This window comes from Paenibacillus amylolyticus (genome assembly GCF_051136285.1).
GTDB lineage: Bacteria > Bacillota > Bacilli > Paenibacillales > Paenibacillaceae > Paenibacillus > Paenibacillus amylolyticus_F.
Genome location: NZ_CP194938.1, coordinates 2,954,360 through 2,976,639, shown reverse-complemented (window position 1 = coordinate 2,976,639; position 22,280 = coordinate 2,954,360). Strand labels below are relative to the sequence as shown.

Annotated in this window: 19 protein-coding genes; 12 read left to right on the top strand and 7 right to left on the bottom strand. The window is 46.1% G+C overall.

What is annotated here, in order from left to right; all coding sequences use genetic code 11:
- Positions 1 to 129 precede the first annotated feature (129 nt).
- The 4 genes from ACR8BL_RS12985 to ACR8BL_RS12970 all read left to right on the top strand — a co-directional run bounded on the left by ACR8BL_RS12985 (position 130) and on the right by ACR8BL_RS12970 (position 5,848).
- Entirely contained in the window at positions 130 to 2,430 is a 2,301-nt protein-coding gene (locus tag ACR8BL_RS12985; protein WP_434748060.1) for a beta-glucosidase, read from the top strand.
- Positions 2,431 to 2,684: 254 nt separating this feature from the next.
- Entirely contained in the window at positions 2,685 to 3,551 is an 867-nt protein-coding gene (locus ACR8BL_RS12980; RefSeq protein WP_434748059.1) for an alpha/beta fold hydrolase, read from the top strand.
- A 274-nt stretch (positions 3,552 to 3,825) separates the two neighbouring features.
- Positions 3,826 to 5,058, top strand: coding sequence for a threonine ammonia-lyase IlvA (gene ilvA / locus ACR8BL_RS12975; protein ID WP_434753111.1), 1,233 nt, complete (start codon positions 3,826 to 3,828; stop codon positions 5,056 to 5,058).
- Between the two features lie 256 nt (positions 5,059 to 5,314).
- The gene (locus ACR8BL_RS12970) at positions 5,315 to 5,848 is read left to right on the top strand and encodes a GNAT family N-acetyltransferase (protein ID WP_434756345.1); all 534 of its coding nucleotides are present in this window, start codon (positions 5,315 to 5,317) and stop codon (positions 5,846 to 5,848) included.
- A 131-nt stretch (positions 5,849 to 5,979) separates the two neighbouring features.
- Here the strand turns inward: ACR8BL_RS12970 and ACR8BL_RS12965 are convergent, their stop codons facing one another.
- On the bottom strand, positions 5,980 to 6,123 hold the full coding sequence (locus ACR8BL_RS12965) for a hypothetical protein (RefSeq protein WP_434748057.1): 144 nt from the start codon (positions 6,121 to 6,123) through the stop codon (positions 5,980 to 5,982).
- Positions 6,124 to 6,571: 448 nt separating this feature from the next.
- Complete coding sequence (locus ACR8BL_RS12960) at positions 6,572 to 7,537, bottom strand: hypothetical protein (RefSeq protein WP_434748056.1); 966 nt, start codon at positions 7,535 to 7,537, stop codon at positions 6,572 to 6,574.
- Between the two features lie 360 nt (positions 7,538 to 7,897).
- On the opposite strand from ACR8BL_RS12960, the gene ACR8BL_RS12955 reads away from it, so the two are divergent.
- A complete protein-coding gene (locus ACR8BL_RS12955) occupies positions 7,898 to 11,116 on the top strand; it encodes a stalk domain-containing protein (RefSeq protein WP_434748055.1) in 3,219 nt (1,072 codons plus the stop codon).
- 28 nt (positions 11,117 to 11,144) lie between these two features.
- Here the strand turns inward: ACR8BL_RS12955 and ACR8BL_RS12950 are convergent, their stop codons facing one another.
- Positions 11,145 to 11,378 carry a hypothetical protein gene (locus ACR8BL_RS12950; RefSeq protein WP_434748054.1) on the bottom strand — a complete coding sequence of 78 codons (234 nt, stop codon included), beginning with the start codon at positions 11,376 to 11,378 and terminating at the stop codon, positions 11,145 to 11,147.
- 44 nt (positions 11,379 to 11,422) lie between these two features.
- Positions 11,423 to 12,301 (bottom strand): hypothetical protein, encoded by an 879-nt coding sequence (locus tag ACR8BL_RS12945; protein ID WP_434748053.1) that lies wholly within the window; start codon positions 12,299 to 12,301, stop codon positions 11,423 to 11,425.
- A gap of 416 nt (positions 12,302 to 12,717) precedes the next feature.
- On the opposite strand from ACR8BL_RS12945, the gene ACR8BL_RS12940 reads away from it, so the two are divergent.
- The 3 genes from ACR8BL_RS12940 to ACR8BL_RS12930 all read left to right on the top strand — a co-directional run bounded on the left by ACR8BL_RS12940 (position 12,718) and on the right by ACR8BL_RS12930 (position 15,007).
- Positions 12,718 to 12,951, top strand: coding sequence for a hypothetical protein (locus tag ACR8BL_RS12940; protein WP_434748052.1), 234 nt, complete (start codon positions 12,718 to 12,720; stop codon positions 12,949 to 12,951).
- Positions 12,952 to 13,277: 326 nt separating this feature from the next.
- Positions 13,278 to 14,108 (top strand): alpha/beta hydrolase, encoded by an 831-nt coding sequence (locus tag ACR8BL_RS12935; protein ID WP_434748051.1) that lies wholly within the window; start codon positions 13,278 to 13,280, stop codon positions 14,106 to 14,108.
- A gap of 113 nt (positions 14,109 to 14,221) precedes the next feature.
- A complete protein-coding gene (locus ACR8BL_RS12930; protein ID WP_434748050.1) occupies positions 14,222 to 15,007 on the top strand; it encodes a DODA-type extradiol aromatic ring-opening family dioxygenase in 786 nt (261 codons plus the stop codon).
- 155 nt (positions 15,008 to 15,162) lie between these two features.
- Here ACR8BL_RS12930 and ACR8BL_RS12925 read toward each other — a convergent pair whose 3' ends face one another.
- Together ACR8BL_RS12925 and ACR8BL_RS12920 are read right to left on the bottom strand one after the other, a co-directional pair.
- Positions 15,163 to 15,375 (bottom strand): hypothetical protein, encoded by a 213-nt coding sequence (locus ACR8BL_RS12925; RefSeq protein ID WP_434748049.1) that lies wholly within the window; start codon positions 15,373 to 15,375, stop codon positions 15,163 to 15,165.
- A gap of 227 nt (positions 15,376 to 15,602) precedes the next feature.
- Positions 15,603 to 16,142, bottom strand: a complete 540-nt coding sequence (locus tag ACR8BL_RS12920) for a DoxX family protein (protein ID WP_434748048.1) — start codon at positions 16,140 to 16,142, stop codon at positions 15,603 to 15,605.
- A gap of 343 nt (positions 16,143 to 16,485) precedes the next feature.
- Between ACR8BL_RS12920 and ACR8BL_RS12915 the strand changes: the two genes are divergently transcribed.
- From ACR8BL_RS12915 to corA, 4 genes are all read left to right on the top strand, one after another.
- Positions 16,486 to 17,559: a DUF3048 domain-containing protein gene (locus ACR8BL_RS12915; protein ID WP_434748047.1), complete on the top strand. Its 1,074-nt coding sequence runs from the start codon at positions 16,486 to 16,488 to the stop codon at positions 17,557 to 17,559.
- 363 nt (positions 17,560 to 17,922) lie between these two features.
- Complete coding sequence (locus ACR8BL_RS12910) at positions 17,923 to 18,540, top strand: DUF47 domain-containing protein (protein ID WP_434748046.1); 618 nt, start codon at positions 17,923 to 17,925, stop codon at positions 18,538 to 18,540.
- A 14-nt stretch (positions 18,541 to 18,554) separates the two neighbouring features.
- Positions 18,555 to 19,544, top strand: a complete 990-nt coding sequence (locus tag ACR8BL_RS12905) for an inorganic phosphate transporter (protein ID WP_434748045.1) — start codon at positions 18,555 to 18,557, stop codon at positions 19,542 to 19,544.
- A 303-nt stretch (positions 19,545 to 19,847) separates the two neighbouring features.
- The gene (corA, locus tag ACR8BL_RS12900) at positions 19,848 to 20,807 is read left to right on the top strand and encodes a magnesium/cobalt transporter CorA (RefSeq protein WP_434748044.1); all 960 of its coding nucleotides are present in this window, start codon (positions 19,848 to 19,850) and stop codon (positions 20,805 to 20,807) included.
- 205 nt (positions 20,808 to 21,012) lie between these two features.
- Here corA and ACR8BL_RS12895 read toward each other — a convergent pair whose 3' ends face one another.
- Positions 21,013 to 22,101: a DNA alkylation repair protein gene (locus ACR8BL_RS12895; protein WP_434748043.1), complete on the bottom strand. Its 1,089-nt coding sequence runs from the start codon at positions 22,099 to 22,101 to the stop codon at positions 21,013 to 21,015.
- Positions 22,102 to 22,280: the final 179 nt, after the last annotated feature.

Sequence of the window (22,280 nt, the reverse complement as noted above, 5' to 3'; positions counted from 1 at the left end):
GGAAAAATGAAGGAATCTGTTATGTAAACGTCACGAACCGGGTAAGGATTTGAAATGGTGAGAGTTCACGCGGTATGCTTAGTATATTACTTTGACACTATACGGATATCATGAACTGGAGGGGTTAATGTGGAACGTAACATCAAAGATTTGGTACAGCAGATGACACTGGAAGAAAAAGCAGGAATGTGTTCAGGACTCGACTTTTGGCATCTCAAAGGGGTGGAGCGTCTCGGCATTCCATCCATCATGGTGACAGATGGCCCTCACGGATTGCGTAAACAGGATAGCAGCGCAGATCATCTGGGTCTGACCTCAAGTGTTCCTGCAACCTGTTTCCCGTCTGCCGCAGGGCTGGCGAGTTCGTGGGATACCGAGCTGGCGCGCCAAGTGGGCGTGGCTTTGGGTGAAGAATGTCAGGCTGAGGATGTGGCGGTACTGCTTGGACCGGGTGTAAATATTAAACGTTCTCCTTTGGGCGGACGGAATTTTGAATACTTTGCCGAAGATCCGCTGTTATCAACTCAGATGGCTACCGCTCATATTCAGGGTGTGCAGAGCCAAGGCGTGGGGACATCGCTCAAACACTTTGCAGTGAATAATCAGGAAGAGCGGCGGATGTCCATTGATGCGGTGGTAGACGAAAGGACGTTGCGCGAGATTTATCTGGCCAGCTTCGAAGGCGCGGTGAAGGACGCACAGCCTTGGACGGTGATGTGTTCCTATAATAAAGTGAACGGCACGTATGCAGGTGAAAATGAGTGGTTGCTGACTGACATTTTGAAGGATGAATGGGGACATGAAGGGCTGGTAGTTTCGGACTGGGGTGCTGTGAATGAGCGGGCAGATGCACTTGCAGCTGGACTGGAGCTGGAGATGCCAGCAAGCGGCGGTATTGGAGAACGCAAGGTGATGGATGCTGTGGAGAGCGGTAAGCTGTCGATGGACAAGCTGGATCTTGCGGTGGAGCGTTTGCTTACGCTAATTTTCAAAACGGTCGATCATAAGAAAGAAGCAGCTTCGTACGATAAAACCGAGCACCACCAGCTTGCACGTAAAGTGGCATCCGAGAGTATGGTTTTGTTGAAAAATGAAGCCGGACTTCTTCCGCTAAAACGTGAAGGCAGCGTAGCCATCGTAGGTGCTTTTGCGCGTAAACCTCGCTTTCAGGGAGGGGGAAGCTCCCACATTAATCCGACCAAGGTCGATGATATTGTGGACGAGATGACTAAGGTGGGAGGCGATGGAGTGACCATCTCGTATGCACCAGGGTACCGGATTGAAGAGGACGATGTGGATGATACGTTGTTGCAGGAGGCCGTTCAGGCTGCGCAAGCAGCAGATACCGCAGTGGTATTTGTAGGGTTGCCGGATCGTTATGAATCCGAAGGGTATGACCGTGCCCATCTGCGTCTGCCGGACAACCACATCCGACTGATCGAAGAGGTGGCGAAGGTGCAGTCCCGTGTGGTGGTTGTGTTAAGCAACGGTTCTCCAGTGGAGATGCCTTGGTTGCCGCAGGTTCAAGCGGTGCTTGAAGCTTATCTTGGCGGACAGGCTGTAGGGGGCGCAATCGCCGATCTGCTCTACGGTGAGGTGAACCCGTCTGGTAAACTGGCTGAGACATTCCCGGCCAAGCTTAGCCATAATCCGTCCTATCTGAACTTCCCTGGTGAGGCGGATCGAGTGGATTATCGCGAGGGTATCTTCGTTGGTTACCGTTATTATGATAAAAAAGAGCTGGAGCCGCTGTTCCCGTTTGGATATGGCTTGAGTTATACAACGTTTGAGTATAGCGATTTACAGGTAGATCGCACAGCACTAACAGATCTGGACGAGGTGCAGGTACAAGTACGCGTCACCAACACCGGAGAACATTCAGGGAAAGAGATTGTGCAGCTGTACGTTAGTGATGTGGAGAGTACGGTGATTCGTCCAGAGCGGGAACTGAAAGGTTTTGTGAAAGTGGCACTTGAAGCAGGTGAGTCCAAAATGGTTCATTTCACCCTGAATAAACGCTCGTTCGCGTATTACAACGTGGATATGAAAGACTGGCATGTTGAAACTGGCGAGTTCGAGATTCAGGTAGGCAGCTCTTCGCGTGATATTCGTTTGCAGACTCGGGTGAGTGTCGAATCCACCGCTACGTTTATTCCTACGTACACACGTAACAGTACACTTGGCGATATTCAGCGCGATCCGGAGAATAAAAAGCTGATTGAGCAGGCTTTGCAGCAATTTCAGGAAGCGAGCGGTTTCGGCGGCGGTGACGATTCTGGTGATAATGACCATGCGGATATGATGAATGCCATGATGAAATATATGCCGCTGCGTGCCCTTGTGGCCTTTAGTGGTGGCGCCATGACCGAGGATACGATGAATCAGTTACTCGATCAGATGAACAATAAGAATCACGGCATTCGCGGATAAGAAAATGCAGGTATACGCTGATGGATCATTAATGCGAATGGAATTGGATATGCGCTAGGAAAAGGACGCGAGGTCGTACGTTTTATATTGTACGTTCAGCCGTTGCAAGGCTGAGAAGGAGACCCGATCCGATTATGGATCGGGTGTTCTTTTTTTACAAGTAAAAAGGTATAATTAGTAATTGATAATCATTTTCATTTAGGGTCAATGATGACAGACGGAACGTGGGGATCAGTGGAGAGGAAAGGTGAAGCATGAGTCATGACGGTGGATTACATACGTTAGGTTCAAGTGCATATATTCAGACCCGGGATGGCCGCAAGCTGCATTACATGTCGAAGGGCACGGGGGAAGTGACTGTGGTTTTTGAGTCGGGCATGGGTGTCTCCAGATCTACATGGGGGCTGGTAGTACCGGCGATTGCGGAACATGCGCGTACTGTTGTGTACGACAGGGCAGGAGCAGGGCGAAGTGATGTCGATTCTTCTCCACGCACCCTGACCCGAATTGCGGAAGACCTGAATGAGCTGCTGGTGGCGCTCGGGAAGGGGCCGTTTATTCTGGTGGGGCATAGCTGGGGAGGGCCAATTGTACGGGCAGCGGCGGCTACTAATCTGTCACGTCTGCGGGGGATCATTCTTATTGATCCGTCGGATGAGCATTGTGAGTTATATTTTTCTCGCATGGCGAAGGTTGGTTTTGCGGTTAATGGTGCATTTATTCCGGCTTTGGCTCGCGTGGGGCTGTATCGTTTTCTTGGCATAAAGGATTTTCTTAGTCAGCCTGCTGACATTGTAGCGGATCACCGCCGGGAGGACTTTACGGTACAAGCCGCTCAGACGATGGCTGCGGAGGGAAAGAACTTTTTGCGAGAGTTGAAGCTGTTACAAGAGCAGCCCCCGAAGCTGGGGGATCTGGAAGTGAGCATTATTTCGGGTACCTTAGCAGGCAAGGGAGAACGTAAAATCAGACCTGTAGTGGTTGAAGCTCATCGTCAGACGGTGAGCCAATTGTCCAATGCAAGGTGGGTGGAGGCAGCACATTCGGGGCATATGGTGATGTTTACAGATCCTGAGGTCATTACAGGTGAGATTTTGCGAATGCTAAGTAATATGGAGTAAGGCTAGGAATTTAGGAGAAAGGGATAGAGATTAAGAATTAAGCGATGAGGGATAGGGGACAAGTTGTAAGATTTAAGTCTTCATGGGCAGCAGCAGACGGTTTCTCTTCGCATCAGACGCAAGGACAGAGTAAAAGTGATACAATAAAAAGAAAAAGCAATGTATGACATTGCTAGAACATATAAGCGGAGTGTGGAGACAGATGAAACCAGAGAATCAAGAAACAACAGGAACGGGAGCCGGAAACGAAGTTTCCAGACATGCCAGTGTGGGCATGGAAGATATCGTGCGCGCACACCATGTGCTGCGTGAAGTGATTGTGAGAACGCCGTTACAGCGTGATGCTGTATTGTCGGCCAAATATAACTGTAACGTGTATCTGAAACGGGAAGACCTTCAAGTGGTGCGTTCGTTCAAAATTCGCGGGGCCTACAACATGATACGCAGTCTGACTCCTGCTGAAATGGAGAAAGGCATCGTCTGCGCCAGCGCAGGCAACCATGCACAGGGTGTAGCTTTTAGCTGTAATGCACTGGGCATTCACGGTAAAATCTTTATGCCAAGCACAACGCCGAATCAGAAAGTGAAGCAGGTGCGGCGCTTTGGCGGCGACAATGTAGAAGTTGTTTTGATCGGTGATACGTATGATGATGCGTATGCTGAGGCAATGCGTGCATGTGACGAACAGGGTATGACCTTTATCCATCCGTTTGATCAACCCAAGATTATCGCGGGTAACGGCACAGTTGCGATGGAGATCATGGAAAGCCTTGATGAAAATGCGGACTATGTATTTGTCACAATTGGTGGCGGCGGTTTGGCAGCAGGGGTAGGAACGTATATGAAAACGGTGAGCCCGGAGACACGCATTGTTGGGGTGGAGCCACTTGGGGCAGCTTCCATGAGTGAAGCGATGTTCCGCAAACAAGTGGTCACGCTGGATGATATCGATAAATTTGTGGATGGTGCAGCAGTAAAACGGGTTGGTGATCTGACATATGACATCTGTAGTAACATTCTGGATGACATTGTGAAGGTGCCAGAAGGCAAAGCCTGCACAACGATTCTGGAGTTATATAACGAAAATGCCATCGTTGTTGAGCCTGCGGGCTCGCTGGCAGTAGCTGCACTGGAGCAATACCGGGAACAGATCGCAGGCAAGACGGTGGTCTGTGTCATCAGCGGTGGTAACAATGACATCGACCGGATGCAGGAGATCAAAGAGCGTTCCCTGATCTATGAAGGCCTGAAATATTATTTCATGGTGAATTTCCCGCAGCGTGCAGGGGCTTTGCGTGAGTTCCTGGAGGAAGTGCTCGGCCCGAATGACGATATCGCCAGATTTGAGTATACGAAAAAACATGACAAAGAAAATGGCCCTGCCCTGGTTGGCATCGAGCTCATGTACAAAGAAGACTACCAGCCGCTCATCGAACGAATGAACCGCAAAGGCATTGCCTACACCGAGCTGAACAAAAACCTGAATCTGTTCAACATGCTAATCTGATCAAACTGTAATTGGACGAATGATTCAATTCGAACAATTCGAATTAGATAAGCGATGAAGATCTACAGGTACAGATATAGGGATAAACTGGGAACAACGCTAGAAACAGAAGTAGAGACAGGGAATAGAGCTAAAAACAGAGGCAGGCATTGTAGATATAGATGTAGAGAGGGGCGTCTTTTCACAGGTGAAATCAGTTATAAGATCGGATCAACAGAAGTCAGTGCCTCAGCTCCGACCAGCTCGGAAGGAAGATGTGGATCAGATCATCCCGCTGCTGGTGCAGGCAATTGGGGAGATTGCCTATGCGCTTGCAGGTGAGGGTAATCATGAGCGGGCGATGGACATTTTACGGGAGTTCATTACACAGGAGAATAACCGGATCAGTTATCAGAATATCACCGTGATGGAGCAGGATGGGCAGATTGCTGGGATGCTGGTGGCGTATGCCGGTGATAATGTAGAGCGACTGGATCAGCCACTTCTCAATCGTTCCGGACGTGATGAGGATGAGAAATATGCTTTGGTAAAAGAAACCCGTCCGGGAGAGTATTATCTCGATACTCTTTCGGTAAGTGAAGTTTTTCAGGGGCAGGGAATCGGCCGTGCACTGATGGCTGCATTTGAGCAGCAGGGAAGAGAACTCGGGCACACGCAGGTTGCCCTGATCGTGGAGCAGGACAATGCCCGTGCCATGCAGCTCTATGAATGGCAAGGCTACGTTCAGGATGAAGTGATTCTCATCGGTGGACATGAGTATTATCATATGGTTAAACGAATTGAATCTTAGTGGTAATTCGAAGGGGCAGGGACGTGGTTAGGCACGGATACTGTCTCAGCAGCATGAAAAAGACGAAGCAACGCCCAGGAGGGTCGTTGACTTCGTCTTTTTGGTGTCATATGTGGTGACAGATAAAGCGATTATAATCGAACGAACCATGGTCTTACACCAGAAATTACAGCAACGAGCACCAAAGTAACCACGATCATACACCAGAAGCGCCGCCCCGCCCAAGTAATCGCAATCATGCCGATGTTTTGAGCCGTGGATCGGCTAACGATCACAGATGACGCTATTTGGTCGATTTCAGCCCTTTTCAAATTCTAACGATCAGGAGAAGCGTTATTTCACCATTTCGGGCGAAAAATCATCGACTTTTACTCATTTCAGATGAAATAGCGTCTCTGGTGATCGTTAGATTTCTGAACACCTCTACATCGGCCAAATAAGGTTTCTGGTGATCGTTAGAAATATATCGTGCACTCGTACACGCATCGCGTAAGCTCCGTTACACACCCACACACCCACACACCCACACACCCACACACCCACACACCCACACACCCACACACCCATAACACTCTTAAACTCATCTGGGTGATTAGCTTGCTGTGGAGGCCTACTTATCGTCATTTTGCCGATTCATCGCATCGATTTCTTTTAATTCATTCCTGTACAGATTCCATCTTCCGATCTCGTGCCCTTAATTGGAGTCTTCACACATGCTCGCCTCTACTGATTTGAATATTCGTTCCTGGATACGTTCTGCTCCAGCCATTTTTCCACCGTTTCTGTTTTTTCAAACTTGGATTCAGCGACGACATCCATGAATTCATTCAGTTTTTTCAAAAAGGCACTATCCTCGGAAGCGTTGCGCTGTAAGACAGCTTTGTAACCTTTTTGCGCATTTTCAGCCATAATGTTGGTATCGTAATCAAACAGAGGTGTATTATCCAACCCGTAAAAGGTGTATAGAGTATATTCATTCATTAGCATCTGTACCCGCTGTTTACGATTGGAGTTAGGATAATCATTCAGGAATTGTTCCTGATTCAGAGCACGATTCAGCATGTCCTGATATCCGATCATCAGACCTCCATCCTCAGTCGAGATGTTACTCGTTTCGACAGCCATGATTCGGATGTACTGTTTGATATCCTTATTTACATAAGAAGTATATTTTTCAAAGGCGGCATAATTCATGATTGGATAGAGTGAACCCTCGATCGTAACCAGACGATAACCACTGTCTCTGGCCTGCTGCAGCAGTGAGCGAAGACTTGTGTCCTTGGTGCGGGACATCAGCTGGGTGAAGCTGTCATTCCACTTGTATAATTTCTGCATCTGATCCTGAACATTTGGCACAAGCATGCGATCCGTTATGGCGGTTAGCGCCTTGAAGCGGGCATTTTCCAGTTGAAGAACCATCAATGTTGCATGATAAGGGGTGACTTGGCTAATCTTGGACTCCAGATAGCGGTCTGTCGCAGGAAGGCCATCTTTTTTGTATAACATGTTCTGGAAGGATTTGTAGATCGCGGCCGAACTGACCGAAGTTACTTTGCTGTCCGCAGCAGGGGCAGCAGAAGCAATGCCAGCGACTGGAGCAACTGCTGTTTGCATCAGCATAGCAATCGCCGTGGCGGTAAGCAGCGTGCGAATACCTTTATTTTTGAAAAAATATATAGATGATGTCATAGATATAAACCTCCTGTAGTTCTGTGTTATTAGAAGAAGACGAAGTAGACGAAATAAAAGTTGCCTATTAAAAATGGAAATTGATAAATAGCATGTAAACCATGCTCGGTTAACGATTACTTAAAGATTATAGTAATTGATGCAGGAAGTGGTTGCGGAATGGTGACAAATTCTTCTGTTATTTTTAACCTTTACAGGGTAGATGAATGGCTAATTTTTCTGCGAAAATAATTTTGGGGAAACCGGAAACTTTTTCACAAACCGGAGCGTCTTAGTTGTGCATAGGAAAATACAGGAATTACTGAATCGCATAGCTAATCTATAAGAGTGAACTAATTATGGGAGAATGGGGATAGAGTTATGAGGAAAGCGGGAGGCAAACAAGTTAAAAAGGTGATGTCAGCGTTGGCCGTATCGGCCATGCTTATGTCTGCACTGCCAACGTCTGTGATGGATGCGGCTGCAAGAATCAGCATTTATATTAATGGTACAGAGATACCGTCTGTTCAAGCCCCTGTGATGAAGGCTGGACGTGTGCTGGTTCCGCTTCGGTCGATTTTTGAAGGACTTGATGCAGAAGTGAAGTACAACAATAGAACGAAAACCATTACAGCAACCCGTGGGGATCAAGAGGTTTCATTAACACTCGGTTCCAAGGCTGCATATATCAATGGTCAACTGAATGTATTGGATGTTCCTGCGACGACGATCAAGGGTAACACCATGGTGCCGATTCGTTTTGTGAGCGAAGCCTTCGGAGAAAAAATATACTGGAACTCACGTAGTCAGCGTGTCGATGTTCAAAACACATATACACCGGAAACGCCGATTGACGATACGCAGTTTTCCGCGTGGAATATCTACGGATCAGTATCTGGCAGCAACGGAGATGGACGTGACCTGACGGTAAGCTTCACACGTGCAACGTCAGAAAGAACAGTATCCGCTTACCGAGTGATGCTGGTGAAAAATCGGGATACAAACAGTTTTAAAGAATCAGTTGCTTCGGCAGTGTCTCCGGCAAACTACACTTCCATTACACCAAACGGCACGAATCCAAAGTTGACCCTAAACGCTCAGACACGTGACGTCAACGGTGATTTGCTGAATAGTAATGAAACATACCGTCTTTATGTACTGACCGTGGGCAACAGCAATAATAACTACCAAAACACATTAGGTTGGTCTTCACAGGCTCTGAAGCTGAACCAGGTGAAACCTTCCGTTCAGGCTGTAACGGGTCTGCGTATTGCCGATGTTAGCGATTATGGCGATGGAAGAGATCTGGAGATTAATTTCACACAGCCGAGCACGAATTCAAATATTACGTATTACCGTGCATTGGTTGTAAAAGCGAAGGACGCATCCACATTTAATCAAAATGTTGCGAATAAGGTATCTACCACAAATTCCACGATCATCTACAAAGGAAACTCTGCTACAATCAAAAGCCAGCTGACCTCTTCATCACGGGATACGTCGGGTGAGTTGATCAAGAGTGGAACGGCATATGTTGTGTACATTATGTCCGTTAGTGCGAATACAACAACAGATAGCAAGCTGTCCGCGGCTTCATCTTCACTGACCTTGTCTGTGAACACAGCAGCAGCTCCGGTTATTACACAAGTGAGAGATATCTCGGATTATGGAGATGGACGTGACATTCAGGTAAGTTTTAATCGCTCATCGGATGAGTCAAAGGTAGCGAACTATCGTGTGTTTGTTGTGCGTAACTCGGTAGCCAGCAGCTTTAACTTGAACACTGCCAGCAATCTGTCTTCAAGCTTGTACTACACCGTCAATAAAACAGGCAATAACCTTACGGTGACACTGCCTTCAAACATGCGGGATACCAGTGGTTACAACATTACGAATCTGCAGGATTATCGAATCTATGTCATGGCAGCCGGCAATCAGCAGAATAACTACACCCATGCGTTGTCGGCTTCTTCCAGTGTGCTGAGACTGACTTCGAATAATATTGCAGGTGTGGCATCGAATTTGTCTGTTACAGATGTTGCGGACAACGGGAATGGGTCAGATCTTCGCGTGTCGTTTAACAGAGCAACTAACGAATCCACTGTTTCCCACTATCGCGTGTTCGTTGTACCTGCCAATAATGTAGGAAGCTTCAATCTGAATGCTGCAAATTCTTCGAACTATTACACACAGGTGAATAAAACGGGTGGTAATTTGTCCGTAACCCTTTCGAGCAATGCATTTGATACAAATGGATATAGAATTGCAAACTACAACGCTTATCGTGTATTTGTCCTGTCCGTGAATAGCAACGGGAACTGGAGCCAAAACGCATTGTCTTCATATTCGGCCCAAATTACGCTGACACCAAATACAACGGTTACTGCACCTACGAAAGTAAGTGCAACTGATGTGGCGGATAACGGGAATGGCAAAGATCTACAAGTGACCTTTAATAGACCCTCGAATGAGGCTAATATAAATCATTATCGTGTCTTCGTGGTTAAGTCCGCCAATACAGGAAGGTTCAACCTGGAAGAAGCAAATCGGAATCCTTATTACAAGAGTGTGAATAAAGCTGGTGGTAGTGGAGATTATACCTTTAACCTAGAAAATGTTAAAACTACAGATGGCGCAGATATTACGAATGATCAGAGTTATCGTATATTTGTTCTTGCTATCAGTAACAGTAGCAGCACTCCGAATGTACTATCATCAGCATATGCAGATATCAGTTTATCAGTAACGTCTGCCGTGTCAGCAGTTAAGTTTGGCGATATTGTTGTTAAAAAAGCAGATCAAGCTGCAGGTAATGCGACTGATGTAACTGTGAATTTTAGTAAACCTGATTCGGCGCAAGGTATCAAGCGTTACATGTTAATGGTTGTACCGGCTGCAACTCCATTTGATCTTAATACGGCTAAAGCGACGATTAGAGAAAATAATGCAGTTGAGGTAACTTCAAGCCCTGCAGTACTGCCTTCCACTTTGAAAGACAGCAATGGCATTGAAATTAAAGATGGAGTGTCATATAAAATAGTCATCTTGTCAGAGTCTGATAGCAAAAGAGAATCAAATATAGCGACATCTACTAATTTTACGATTAATGCAAAAAACCAAGCACCAACACCTGTTGATAAGGCGACGGTAACAAGTGCAACGCCTACAGCTGATTCAGTTACCGTGAACTTTTCCAATTTAACCGAAACAGGGATCGCTAAATATGAAATTTACATTGTTAAGAATGACTCTACAAATCCACCCTTGAAAGCTATACAAACGGTGAATGTAGGCAGCACACAGCCAATAAAAGTAGAATTTGGAAGTGGTGCTACAGATTCTAACAATGTAGCTTTTGCAGCTGGGCCGTATAAAATTTGGGTGGTATCTGTTCCTGTCGAATCAACAAAAAACACAACGAATAAATCAGAGGATTTTATCTTCTCTATTCCAGCAGCCGTTTCAAATTCTGACCAAGGAACAGGTGGATCAGGAACTTCGGCATCTGGTACGGATTCCGGAGCAAGTGCTTCTGGTGGAAGTAACAGTCAGACTTCTGGCGGTAGTGAGTCATCATCTTCTGGTACACAAACTCCGTAAGTGTAAGGAGAATACAGGTGTGCCAAGTTTATTGTTCTAAATTTAACCCCAACTCCCTTTCCATCCTGGAAAGGGAGTTTTTCAATGCATCCGCAGGGTAATCTGTACATGGGAATTTGGCCGCTGGTTTAAAGGGACCCAACGGGGCAATAAATTTAAGCGTGAATTCGGGGAAACGCCAGGCAAAAGCAGTAAACTGGGCAATCAGCTCCAACTGAAGCAGAGTCTGCACTTGTATAACGATTAGAGAACCAATCTTCATACAATAAAAAAAGAGACCCGACGGTCTCTTTTTTTATTGTATGATTATGCCTGCTTTTTCTGCCCAAAGAGAGGCCGGATTAGAGCAAGTCCTGCAATACCAATAACGGCACTCACCCATGGTGCTAGGTAAAACACAGGAAGTTTATCCCGGAGTGGGTAACCGACGAAGAGAACAAGCACAACAATAACGATGTAAATGGCAACGCCCCGAACATTAACTTTAGGCAGGAGGTTTTTGTCCTCTCCCTGGTCGTCTGGACGCTCTGCTAATCGGCGCAGCATCTCCACGAGTGCGATTCCACCTACAGCGGCAATAATAAGAGAGAACAGGCTGATATGTTCGAAAGCTTCCGTATCCCCGTCGGTTAAGCCGAAGAACAAACCTGCACACCCCTGAATGAATAACACAACGGATATCGCTGCCCAAGCGATCATAACGTACCATTTGGGTGTTCGTTTCACGGGTTCGGTGGGTTCTGAAGGGTCAGCAGCCTGAGCTGTGTTGGCTTTGATATTTTTGTTAAAATTCCCCGAAGAATTGGTATGTGATTTCTGAGCGTTTTGCTTTTTTTCGGGACGGTTTCTTTTGCTGGTGTTTGCCGCAATAGTATCGGTTTTCATTGTTATGTCCGCTTCTGATTGCGTATCTTTATCTGTATCACTTATTCCAAGTTGAGCATAAATATCCTGTTCCAGATCAGAGCTGTACAGTTCACGAACTGATTTGTTATCCTTTTGTGCTTGTACAATGGCTTTTCCTGCAGCAAGAATCCATTCTTCCTGTGCTCTTTCGTCTGCCGGAGCCTGCCGTGCGATGGTGCTAATCTGGTTATAGAATTGCACGTTGTCTGGTGTCATACGACTCATCTCTGTGATTTGCCGATTTTGTATTTCTTTCAGCTTTTTATAGGAAATCCCCAATGCTTGCTCCCCCTGTCTTCACACGTTCTGATCTTCCATTCTCCGAAGACCCTGACGGTAATTTAGTATACGGGATGGGCTCTCGTTTCGCAAAGTCATTCCTTATAAAATAACTGCTTGTGGTTTACCCATAGTCCGATACAGGCCAGCACAACACAGGTGCATAGGAGCACCAGCTTTCCATGATGCTGAATCCATCCAAGTAGATGTGCCATGAGTACATTCCTTTCGGTAACAGGCTTACGGGACAGGCATGCCTGTGATTTTGGTTTTATTTTCCCCTGCGCATGCCTGAATATACCTGGCTTGATCCGAAGAAGCAACAATTGTGTGAACCATGAATAAAGGGCTGCCTAATCCATCACAATAGTAGCATTTCCAAACCGAAATGAATGATGGATAGGAGAGTGGTTAGCATGGATAAACAATCAGATCTGACACGTAAGATGCTGCTCAATAGTAATTCCCGTGGTGTCGTGGATGAGGTGGTTCCGTTGGAAGAGGCTGGGGAGGATACGGAATTTGGAGAAGAGCTGAACGATGACAATTGGCAGGGCAGAAGTTTTTGGGACAACGAGGGAGCAGGTCAGCAGCATGAGTGGAACGGACGAATCGAGACGCATGCGATGTTCCGCAGGAGCTATGAGTAGGATCGTAAGGAGCAACATAACAGACATGCACATGGAATGAATATAGGAACTGAACTGAAACATGACACAAATTGCGGGGCTTGGCTGAATACAGTCAGGCTCTTTTTTTTACAGGGAAATGGGTCAAAACAGAACAACTCTGGACGAAATAATTGTATCGTTTCTCGCGTTGACTTGCGGGTGTGGGAATGATAATATACTAATATCTTCTTAAAACTTACTAAACTTATCGGATTAAACATAATTAACATAAAACATTGAATATATAACGAGGAACGGATAACAAGGAACAGATCGCAAGGTCACCATGGAAAGGGGAAATCGGTATGGAACGTCAGATCAGCATCCGTCACGGAGAAGAGGAGTTAACCGCGACTATTCACTATCCGGTTGTAAAAGATATCAAAGAGGAGACACGTCAGCAACGTGTTCCCTTGGCTGTAATCTGCCATGGCTTCGTAGGAAGCCGAATTGGAGTGGATCGCTTGTTTGTGAAGACAGCCCGTGAACTCGCGGAAGACGGATATCTGGTGCTGCGTTTCGATTACATCGGCTGCGGAGAGAGTAGCGGTGAATACGGAGCAGAAGGGCTGGAGTCCATGGTACTGCAGACTCGTTCTGTGCTGGATTATGCTGTGAACTGCAGTGATGTAGACCCTACTCGTGTGACTTTGATAGGACATAGCTTGGGTGGAGCAGTTGCACTGTTGACTGCTGTACGGGACAAACGGGTTAAAAACCTGGTGATGTGGTCGGCTGTGGGTTATCCGTTTAACGATATTGTGAAAATTACGGGCCGTGATGTGTATGATGACGGTGTAAAAGCAGGAGCTGCCGATTATCTCGGCTACAGATTCACTCCCAAATTCTTCAACTCTCTGGCAGAACATCAGCCATTCCAGGAAGCGGTGAAGTTCAGCGGCGATGTGCTGGTTGTGCACGGTACTTCGGACGAGGTTATCCCTGTAGACTATGCGTTTCTGTATCAGAAGGTCTTCTGGATGCGTCAGGAAGGACGCTGCGACAAAGAGATTATTTTCCAGGGCAATCACACCTTCTCATCCGGTAAAGAGCGTGAACAACTGATCACCCGTACGAGAGAATGGCTCGGGGAGCGTCAGAAGATTGAAGAGAACTGGCAACATTGGATGATCTAAGGGATAAGTCAAAAGTCATCAGTCAAAAGTAACGGTTATTAACTTGGAAAAGCGCCTTCTTCGGGGTAAAATAGAGAGGTAAGCATCCTATCCGTGTCTGGAGGTTGGCAGCAATGACATTACCCGCACTATTCATTGCGCATGGTTCTCCCACTCTGGCGTTGGAGAGCAGTGACTACACTCAATTTTTGAACGAGCTTGGAGACAGGCTGCCGGCTCCAAAGGCCATCGTTGTATTCACCGCACACTGGGATTGTCCCGAGCCTTCGGTGACGATGGATGAATCCCATCAGACCCTGCATGATTTTTACGGATACCCTTCAGCGTTGTATAACATACAATACCCCGCAGCAGGTCAGGCCGAGATTGCAGATGAGATCTGTGCGTTATTCTCGCGTAGCAACTTGCCACATCGACCTGTCCGTGGGCGGGGGCTGGATCATGGCGTATGGGTGCCGCTGCTGCATATGTACCCTGAAGCGAACATCCCGGTTATCGCCGTATCGGTAGATTCACTGCGTTCTCCGCAAGAACAGTATGATATTGGGCGTATGCTGGAGCAGCTCAGGCATGATAATGTGCTCATGATCGGAAGTGGGGGAACAGTGCATAATCTGAGAATGCTGGCACAGGATGACGAGCCACAGGATTGGGCCGTAGAGTTCGATGACTGGCTTGCTGAGCGTCTGCAACAGTGGAATACCAGAGAATTGTTTCTGTATGAAAAAAAAGCTCCTCATGCTCGGACGGCAGTTCCGTCCTATGGCATGGAACATCTGGCACCAATGTTCTACGCCATGGGCACAGCGGATATGTCTCGCACAGCAAAGCGATTATTTCAATCGTATGCCTGCGGCACATTAAGTTTGAATTGCTGGCAGTTTGGTGACGACATATAACTTGGAGCAGATAAGAACAGATAACGATTCATCTGGCGCAAGTTATTTATGATGAATGAAATGAAGAATACAGTAGTATGATTTTAAATAAGTAAAAAGGTTCCTGCGGTCAGCTGGCTGACTGCGTGGAACCTTTTTTAGTGTTAATTACAGGACTATTTGCGAAGTTCGAATAACTCACATTCGGTACGTGAGTGGTAGGCCAGTTCACTGACACTGGACTGAACAACAATGGTTTTCTCGTCGAAACGAATGATAATACCTCCAGAGTCGATCTGGTGATTATCTTTGAAAACCCGAATTTTATGTTTTAAGGTCATGGCTTCCTGGAAATCGGCATCAGTTTCGAGACGGCGCTGCGTAGGCATAGGGATACTCCTTTGTTCTGTTGGACTTTATAACCATCATAATATGGGATTCTACTAGTGAGCAAGTGTTGAGACTTGGATGCACGATGGTTGAAGACGGCAGAGTGGCTGGGAATAAGAGCAAATCAGTGTAGGTTGTCAGGTTCTGAACAACGAATGAAAATAATGCAATAAAAAGCCCTGCTTCAAGGGGAGGAAGCAGGGCTGAATTTATATTATTTTAATGATTAAGCTGTTTTCTTAGTGGGTGTGATGGTTGGCGTGTCTGTTGGCTGAATGCTTCTGTCCTTTTTGAACAATCCGCGAAGGTAAGGCAGTACCCAATGATCCAGACCGATTTTACCAGCATTTGCACCAGCGACAACGATGAAGATTTGGAGTAGAACCAGTTGAGCATTCGTGCTTACTGTACCCGAGAAGAGGAACGCGAAGTTCATGACCATCGCCATCAGTGCTGCAACTGTTGTGAAGCATCCCAGAATGAGTCCCAAACCTACCAGGAATTCACCGAGCGGGATGACGAAGTCGAACAATCCGGCATTAGGAATAGCGAATTTTTCAAGGAACGTTGCCCACCAAGCTTGAACGGCTGGATGATCGCCCGTTGCTTTTTCAAGTGCTCCTGTGAGGAACCCGCCAGCTTGGAATCCGCCAGTCAATTTGCTCCATCCGTGAGTCATCCAGTCATAACCGATATACACCCGAAGTACTGTCAAAATCCACATTGCCACTTTGTTTTCTCTAAGCCATAGGTTGAAGCTAAACATATAAACCACTCCTTCTATTTAATCTAGTGTGTGTTGTTTTTGTTTTTCTAAGTGATCACCTTTGATGTCTTTATTGTATAGTCCGATGGCGCTTTTGTTTGTGATTAAAATCACAATCTAGTTCAAATTTTAAGTAAGGTTTAAGAAGTTCACATTTAGGACATATTTATTTGCTCATTTCATGATTCAAAGGCGATTTCTGAGATAAGACAAGGCTTACTAGGCGCAGACAAAACGGAAGTGTTGTGATTAAATGGAAAGAAATACGTGAGATGGTTGTCTGCATGAGAGAAATATCACATGACAAGCAGAAGAGAGTCAGCCAAATCGTTCAGGAGGTTCTATGTTGAAGTCTTTTTCTTGGAGCAAAGCCGTATCGGCAGCATTAATCTGCTTTCTTGCCATGAGTCTTGCTGCTTGCCAGAACAAAGAGGTCGCCCAAATTCCCCAGCCGGAGCCCACACCTGCACCCGTTCAAGAAGAGAAGCCTGTGGAGGAACCTGTTAATTCTGGCTTTACAGCCCCTTTCACGGGACTAGCCGTGGAGAGAGCGTCTACGCAGCGGCCGCTGGCCGTGATGATCAACAATGCTCCAGCAGCACGTCCCCAATCGGGGTTGAGTGCAGCGGACATTATTATTGAGGTGCTTGCCGAAGGGGGTATTACTCGCTTCATTGCCATTTTCCAGAGTGAAGGCGAGGCAGAGACGGTTGGCCCTATACGCAGCATTCGCCCGTACCTTATTGAACTGGGTGAAAGTTATGACGGTCTGCTTATTCACGCCGGAGGTAGTCCGGAGGCCTATTCGATTTTACAAAAACAGCGTAAACAGCATATGGATGAAATTTCGAATGGCGGGCCTTACTTCTGGCGTTCCAAAGACCGTAAAGCCCCTCACAATCTATATACATCTGTGGACAAGCTCAGAGAAGGAGCGGACAAGAAAGGGTACAGTCATGAATTCCAATCTCCCGTATACAAATATGACGAGGCAGGTGCCACGTCTACGGGGGAAAACGTCAAGCGGTTTGAACTCCATTATTTATTAAATAGTTATAAAGTAACGTATGATTATGATGAAGTTAGCGGACGATATATGAGAATGGTGAATGGGAAGCCAGACCAGGATAAAGATAACGGTAATCAGCTTGGCGCAGCGAACATTATTGTCGCAGGGGCTGACCATAAGGTGCTCGACGAAGTGGGCAGAATATCTGTCAATCTGGATCATGGCGGTGAGGCAATGCTGTTTCAGAAGGGCAAGATGATTCGCGGGCAATGGGTTAGAAAAAAAGGGGATATTATTCGTTTTGTGAAGGATGGACGTGAAATGAATCTTGTACCGGGAAAAACGTTCATTAACATCGTACCCAACCATTCACAATTTGCGGATCATGTGAAGCTGGCAGAGCAATAATCAGAAAATAGACAAATATCAGGAACAATCGAAAGAATCATCTCTGCAGGATGAAATGAAAGAGAGCGCTGAAAACGATGATGAGTGTTGACAATGTGTTGTCGTAAAGTGGCGCTTTTTATAAAAAATTGCTTTGGGTTATGTGTCGAATTTTGTGCATTTTTGTAAACGCAGTGTAAAATTCGAGTCTGATTTTGCCATAATTCCAAATAATTACGATTCATTTCAGGTTAATATGAGAAGAATATAAAAAAGGATCGCAGCTTTTGTACAAACCATGAAACAAATATGATAAGATATCAAAGGTTGTCATTTCATGTTTCATCGGTTATCGGCGCAATTTCTCGAAGAGGGGATAGAGCTATGAAGATTAAGAAGAAGAAGGACATATTTTTTGAAACACTGGAGAACATGGCAGATACGGTTGTTCAAGCGGCAGATTACTTCTCCCAGCATATTTCCAACCTTCAGGATGTAACTCTTTTTGCTAATGAAATGAAAAAGTACGAGTCTAAATGTGATGACTATGTGCACACGATCATTACAGAACTCAACAAAACATTTATCACGCCGATCGAACGCGATGATATTATGGAATTGACAACAACTCTTGATGACGTATTGGACGGAATTGAAGCAACAGCTTCCCGTTTCTATATGTACAATTTGGTGGAACCGGACGAATACATCATTCAATTTGCAGAGATTTTGCGCGAATCGGCTTACGAAATCCAGAAGGCGATTCATTTGTTATCCCAGAAAAAATTGCTGGCGATTCGGGAATATACCATTCGTCTGAATGATTTGGAAAACCAAGGCGACGAAGTTTTGCGTAACTGCATCAAGAATCTATTCGCTACTGTATCCGATCCGATTGAATTGATCAAGCGCAAAGAGATTTACGAACGTCTTGAGACAACAACGGATGCTTGCGAACATGTTGCGAACGTTCTTGAATCCATCATCATGCGTAATTCTTAAGGAGCCAGAGAATAATGGAAACAACGATTTGGGTATTAGGTATAGTCGTCTTCCTTGCACTGGCGTTTGACTTCATTAATGGATTTCATGACACAGCCAATGCCATTGCGACCTCGGTATCAACACGTGCACTGACGCCGCGCCGTGCCATTATTTTGGCAGCGGTAATGAACTTTGTCGGTGCGATGATGTTTACAGGCGTGGCGAAGACGATTGGGGGTAGCGTGACCGACCCCACCAAGCTTGAGAACGGGATTGAGGTCGTCATTGTTACCTTGATTGCCGCAATCATCTGGAATTTGGTGACCTGGTGGTTTGGAATTCCTTCCTCCTCTTCACATGCATTGATCGGAGCGCTCGCAGGTGCTGTACTCGTCGGAGCCGGTTCGGACAAAGTAAAATGGAGTGGATTCTCAGATATCGTCGTAGGTTTGCTGATATCACCTCTGATTGCCTTTGCCATTGGTTATATCGTCATGACGATTCTCAAATATGTGTTTGCGAAACGCAGTCCGCACAATGTGAATAAAGGCTTCCGTACGGTACAGATTTTCACAGCTGCCCTGCAGGCATTTACGCATGGTACCAACGATGCACAGAAAGCGATGGGGATTATTACATTTGCACTCGTCGCAGCCAAAGTACAAGATAATCTCGATGTACCTCTGTGGGTTAAAATTTCTGCAGCAACAGCTATGGCTCTGGGAACATCAATTGGTGGATGGAAAATCATCAAAACGATGGGGACCAAGATTTTTAAAATCGAACCGATTAACGGTTTTGCTGCCGATCTCTCTGCTGCATCCGTTATTTTCTCAGCAACATTGCTGCACCTCCCGGTAAGTACGACACACGCAATCACGTCCGCGATTCTGGGCGTAGGTTCGGCGAAACGTTTCTCCGCTGTAAAATGGGGACTGGCTGGACGTATTATTATTACGTGGTTCATTACGATTCCAATTACCGGAGCCCTTGCAGGTCTGTTGTACTGGATCATTTTCTAAATTGTTGTCAACAGAAGAGCCAAGTATTCGTGGATCGTATACAGCAAGCAGGGCGTTAACCTGTTTATAACCATGTGAATATCGGGATATGTGGATAATTATACAACGAGTTGAAGAAATGCCTGTGCACGAAGGTGTGGACAGGCTGGATATGTGGATAGCCATCCGTGGAATGATAAACCAAAAGAAACCTTCCTGTGGATAGGGGAAATGAGAGAAGCCAACCGGGTTGGCTTTTTTTGTTGTCCAGGTTGTACAATGAAATTAAGAACTTTGATCAGAGACAAGGACGTGGTCTAATCCATGATTCGTACACTTGCCATTACACAGGATCATCAAATCACTGTGAACATGCCGCTGGAGCAGCTGGATTTGAACGATTATGCCTGGATATGGGCAGATTTCAACCAGCCTACGGAGGAAGAAAGCGGGCTGCTGGATACATATTTTCATTTTCACCCGCTTGCTATTGAAGACTGTTTGCATGTATTACAGCGTCCAAAACTGGATTACTATGAGAATTTGCAGTTTCTTGTATTACATGCGCTGAATCCAGCCACACTTGAGGCAGAAGAGGTGGATCTGTTTCTGGGACAGAACTTTCTGGTGTCCTTTCATCATGGGAAACTGGAAGAAGTGGATGAGGCCTGGGATCGGCTGCTGAAACATGCACATGAACGTACGATCTGGGCAAGAGGACCGGTGGCAGCAGCATATACAGTAATGGACAAACTGGTTGATCATTATTTTCCGTCGTTGTTTACCATCGAGGATGAGCTGGCTGAACTGGAAAACCGGGGTGGTCAGGAGTCGGTGGAAGAATTGATGAATCAGGTGTTTGACCTGCGTAGTCGACTCTTAAAGCTTAGACGTACCGTTGTCCCGATGCGCGATCTTCTCTACCGGGTCATTAATTCGCAGCATGTACAGCGAACGGGAGAACACACTGCGTATTTTACTGATATTTATGACCATCTGCTCAAACTGACAGATATGATCGAAGCGGATCGGGAGATGACGGCAGACCTGCGCGACAGTTATATCTCGTTGAATTCGAATCGCATGAATCAGATTATGAAAACACTGACGGTCATTACGACGGTATTTATGCCGCTAACTTTAATTGCAGGCATTTATGGAATGAACTTCACCCATATGCCGGAACTTCAATGGAGGTATGGCTACGGTGCGGTGCTTTTACTAATGTTTGTTCTAGGGGGCTGTATGGTGGCCTGGTTTGTGAAGCGGGGCTGGTTTAAGTAGGCCGGATGGTTACACGGATAAAGATAAAAAATATAAATGGTAAAAGAACAAAAAAAGAGCCGTCAGGCGAGCCACGCGAGCAAACGAGAGATCGTTACTCCAAGAGTGGTAGCCTGGCGGTCATTATTTTTCTATCCACATGTGTATAAGTGATTCGTTAATACCAGCTTGTGCATAACTAAAATGGAGTTCCACGTTCCGAGGTTTAGTCTGCCTCAAGCACAAAAGAAGCGGTCTCCGTTTCCTGCCCATTTACAATGATCGTGAGCGTGTGCAGACCTGCGTGATACTTACGTGTGGTGATCAGTTTGAACGATTGTTTTGTAGCGACCTTGCTTCGACCTTCTGCATACATTTTGTCAGAACACTTAAATCGTTTGGGCGCCTGTTTGCCATTAGCCTTCATATATCCGATCTCATATTCAAGCCTCAGCATTTGTGGTTCACCACTTGTATTGACCACATCAAATGAAAAATGAAGATCCTCACCCGTGGCAATCTGATCCCGATCCAGCTTCAGGTTTTCAATATGAACGGCCTCCTGTTTATGGTAGCCGAAGAGGCTTAGTGCAGCAGGGTGACCTTTTTTGAGCAATGAACGACTCGCGTGACGGATAATCCAGTCGGTATGCGGGTGTTGACCGTACCAAGTCTTAGTCAGATCAAGAACAAGATTCGGATGATCTTTGGAAATATCGTTCAGATGATTCGCTACACTTTTTCGTACATACAGGGACTCGTCCTGTCGAAGCGCATGCAGGATTGGAAGAACCGGTGTAGGATCAACAATGAATTCCCCGAGCTTGGCTCCCCATGGCAAACGAGGACGACTGCCTTCGCTGGCTAGCCTGCGAATATGCTCATCGCCGCTCTCCGTCCATTCCATCATATGTTTCATCGTCTTGAGTGGATAACGTTGAATGAACGGCCTTACTGCAAACTCGGAGCTTGAATACGGTGTAAATACCGCAAGATACTTCATGGACAGCTCGTACTTGTCCGGTGCAGTCCCATTCACTTCAATAAAGTCAGGCACAAAAAGATACTCAACACCCCGCATCTGCGGAGCTGCCTGCTCTAGAATATGTAAAGCTTCTTCGTAATCGGCCGGCAGTACCTGGGTCAAAGATTCCGTAATTCGTCGAATTCTTGCTTTGAACTCCAGCGCTTCCCAGCCTTCAGCGAAAACCAGTTCCCGAAATTGCTGTGTCTGTAGCTGCGGATAAAATTGATGCAGCTGATCGCCGGTACGATCAATGAGAGCCGGTGAATACTTGTCTTTTAACAGTTCCATGGTCTACCTCCTTTAGATTTCTTTAGTATACCTCATTTTCCATTAGTAAGAACATAGGTTCTTAAGTGTTTTATTGAATATAACATTTCTAAACAGGGAGCAGGGCCAGGGTGGTGAGTTAGCATGGACGAAGCCATGTGTTGCATGAAAAAAGGTTAAGGCACCCCCCTTCTGAGAGG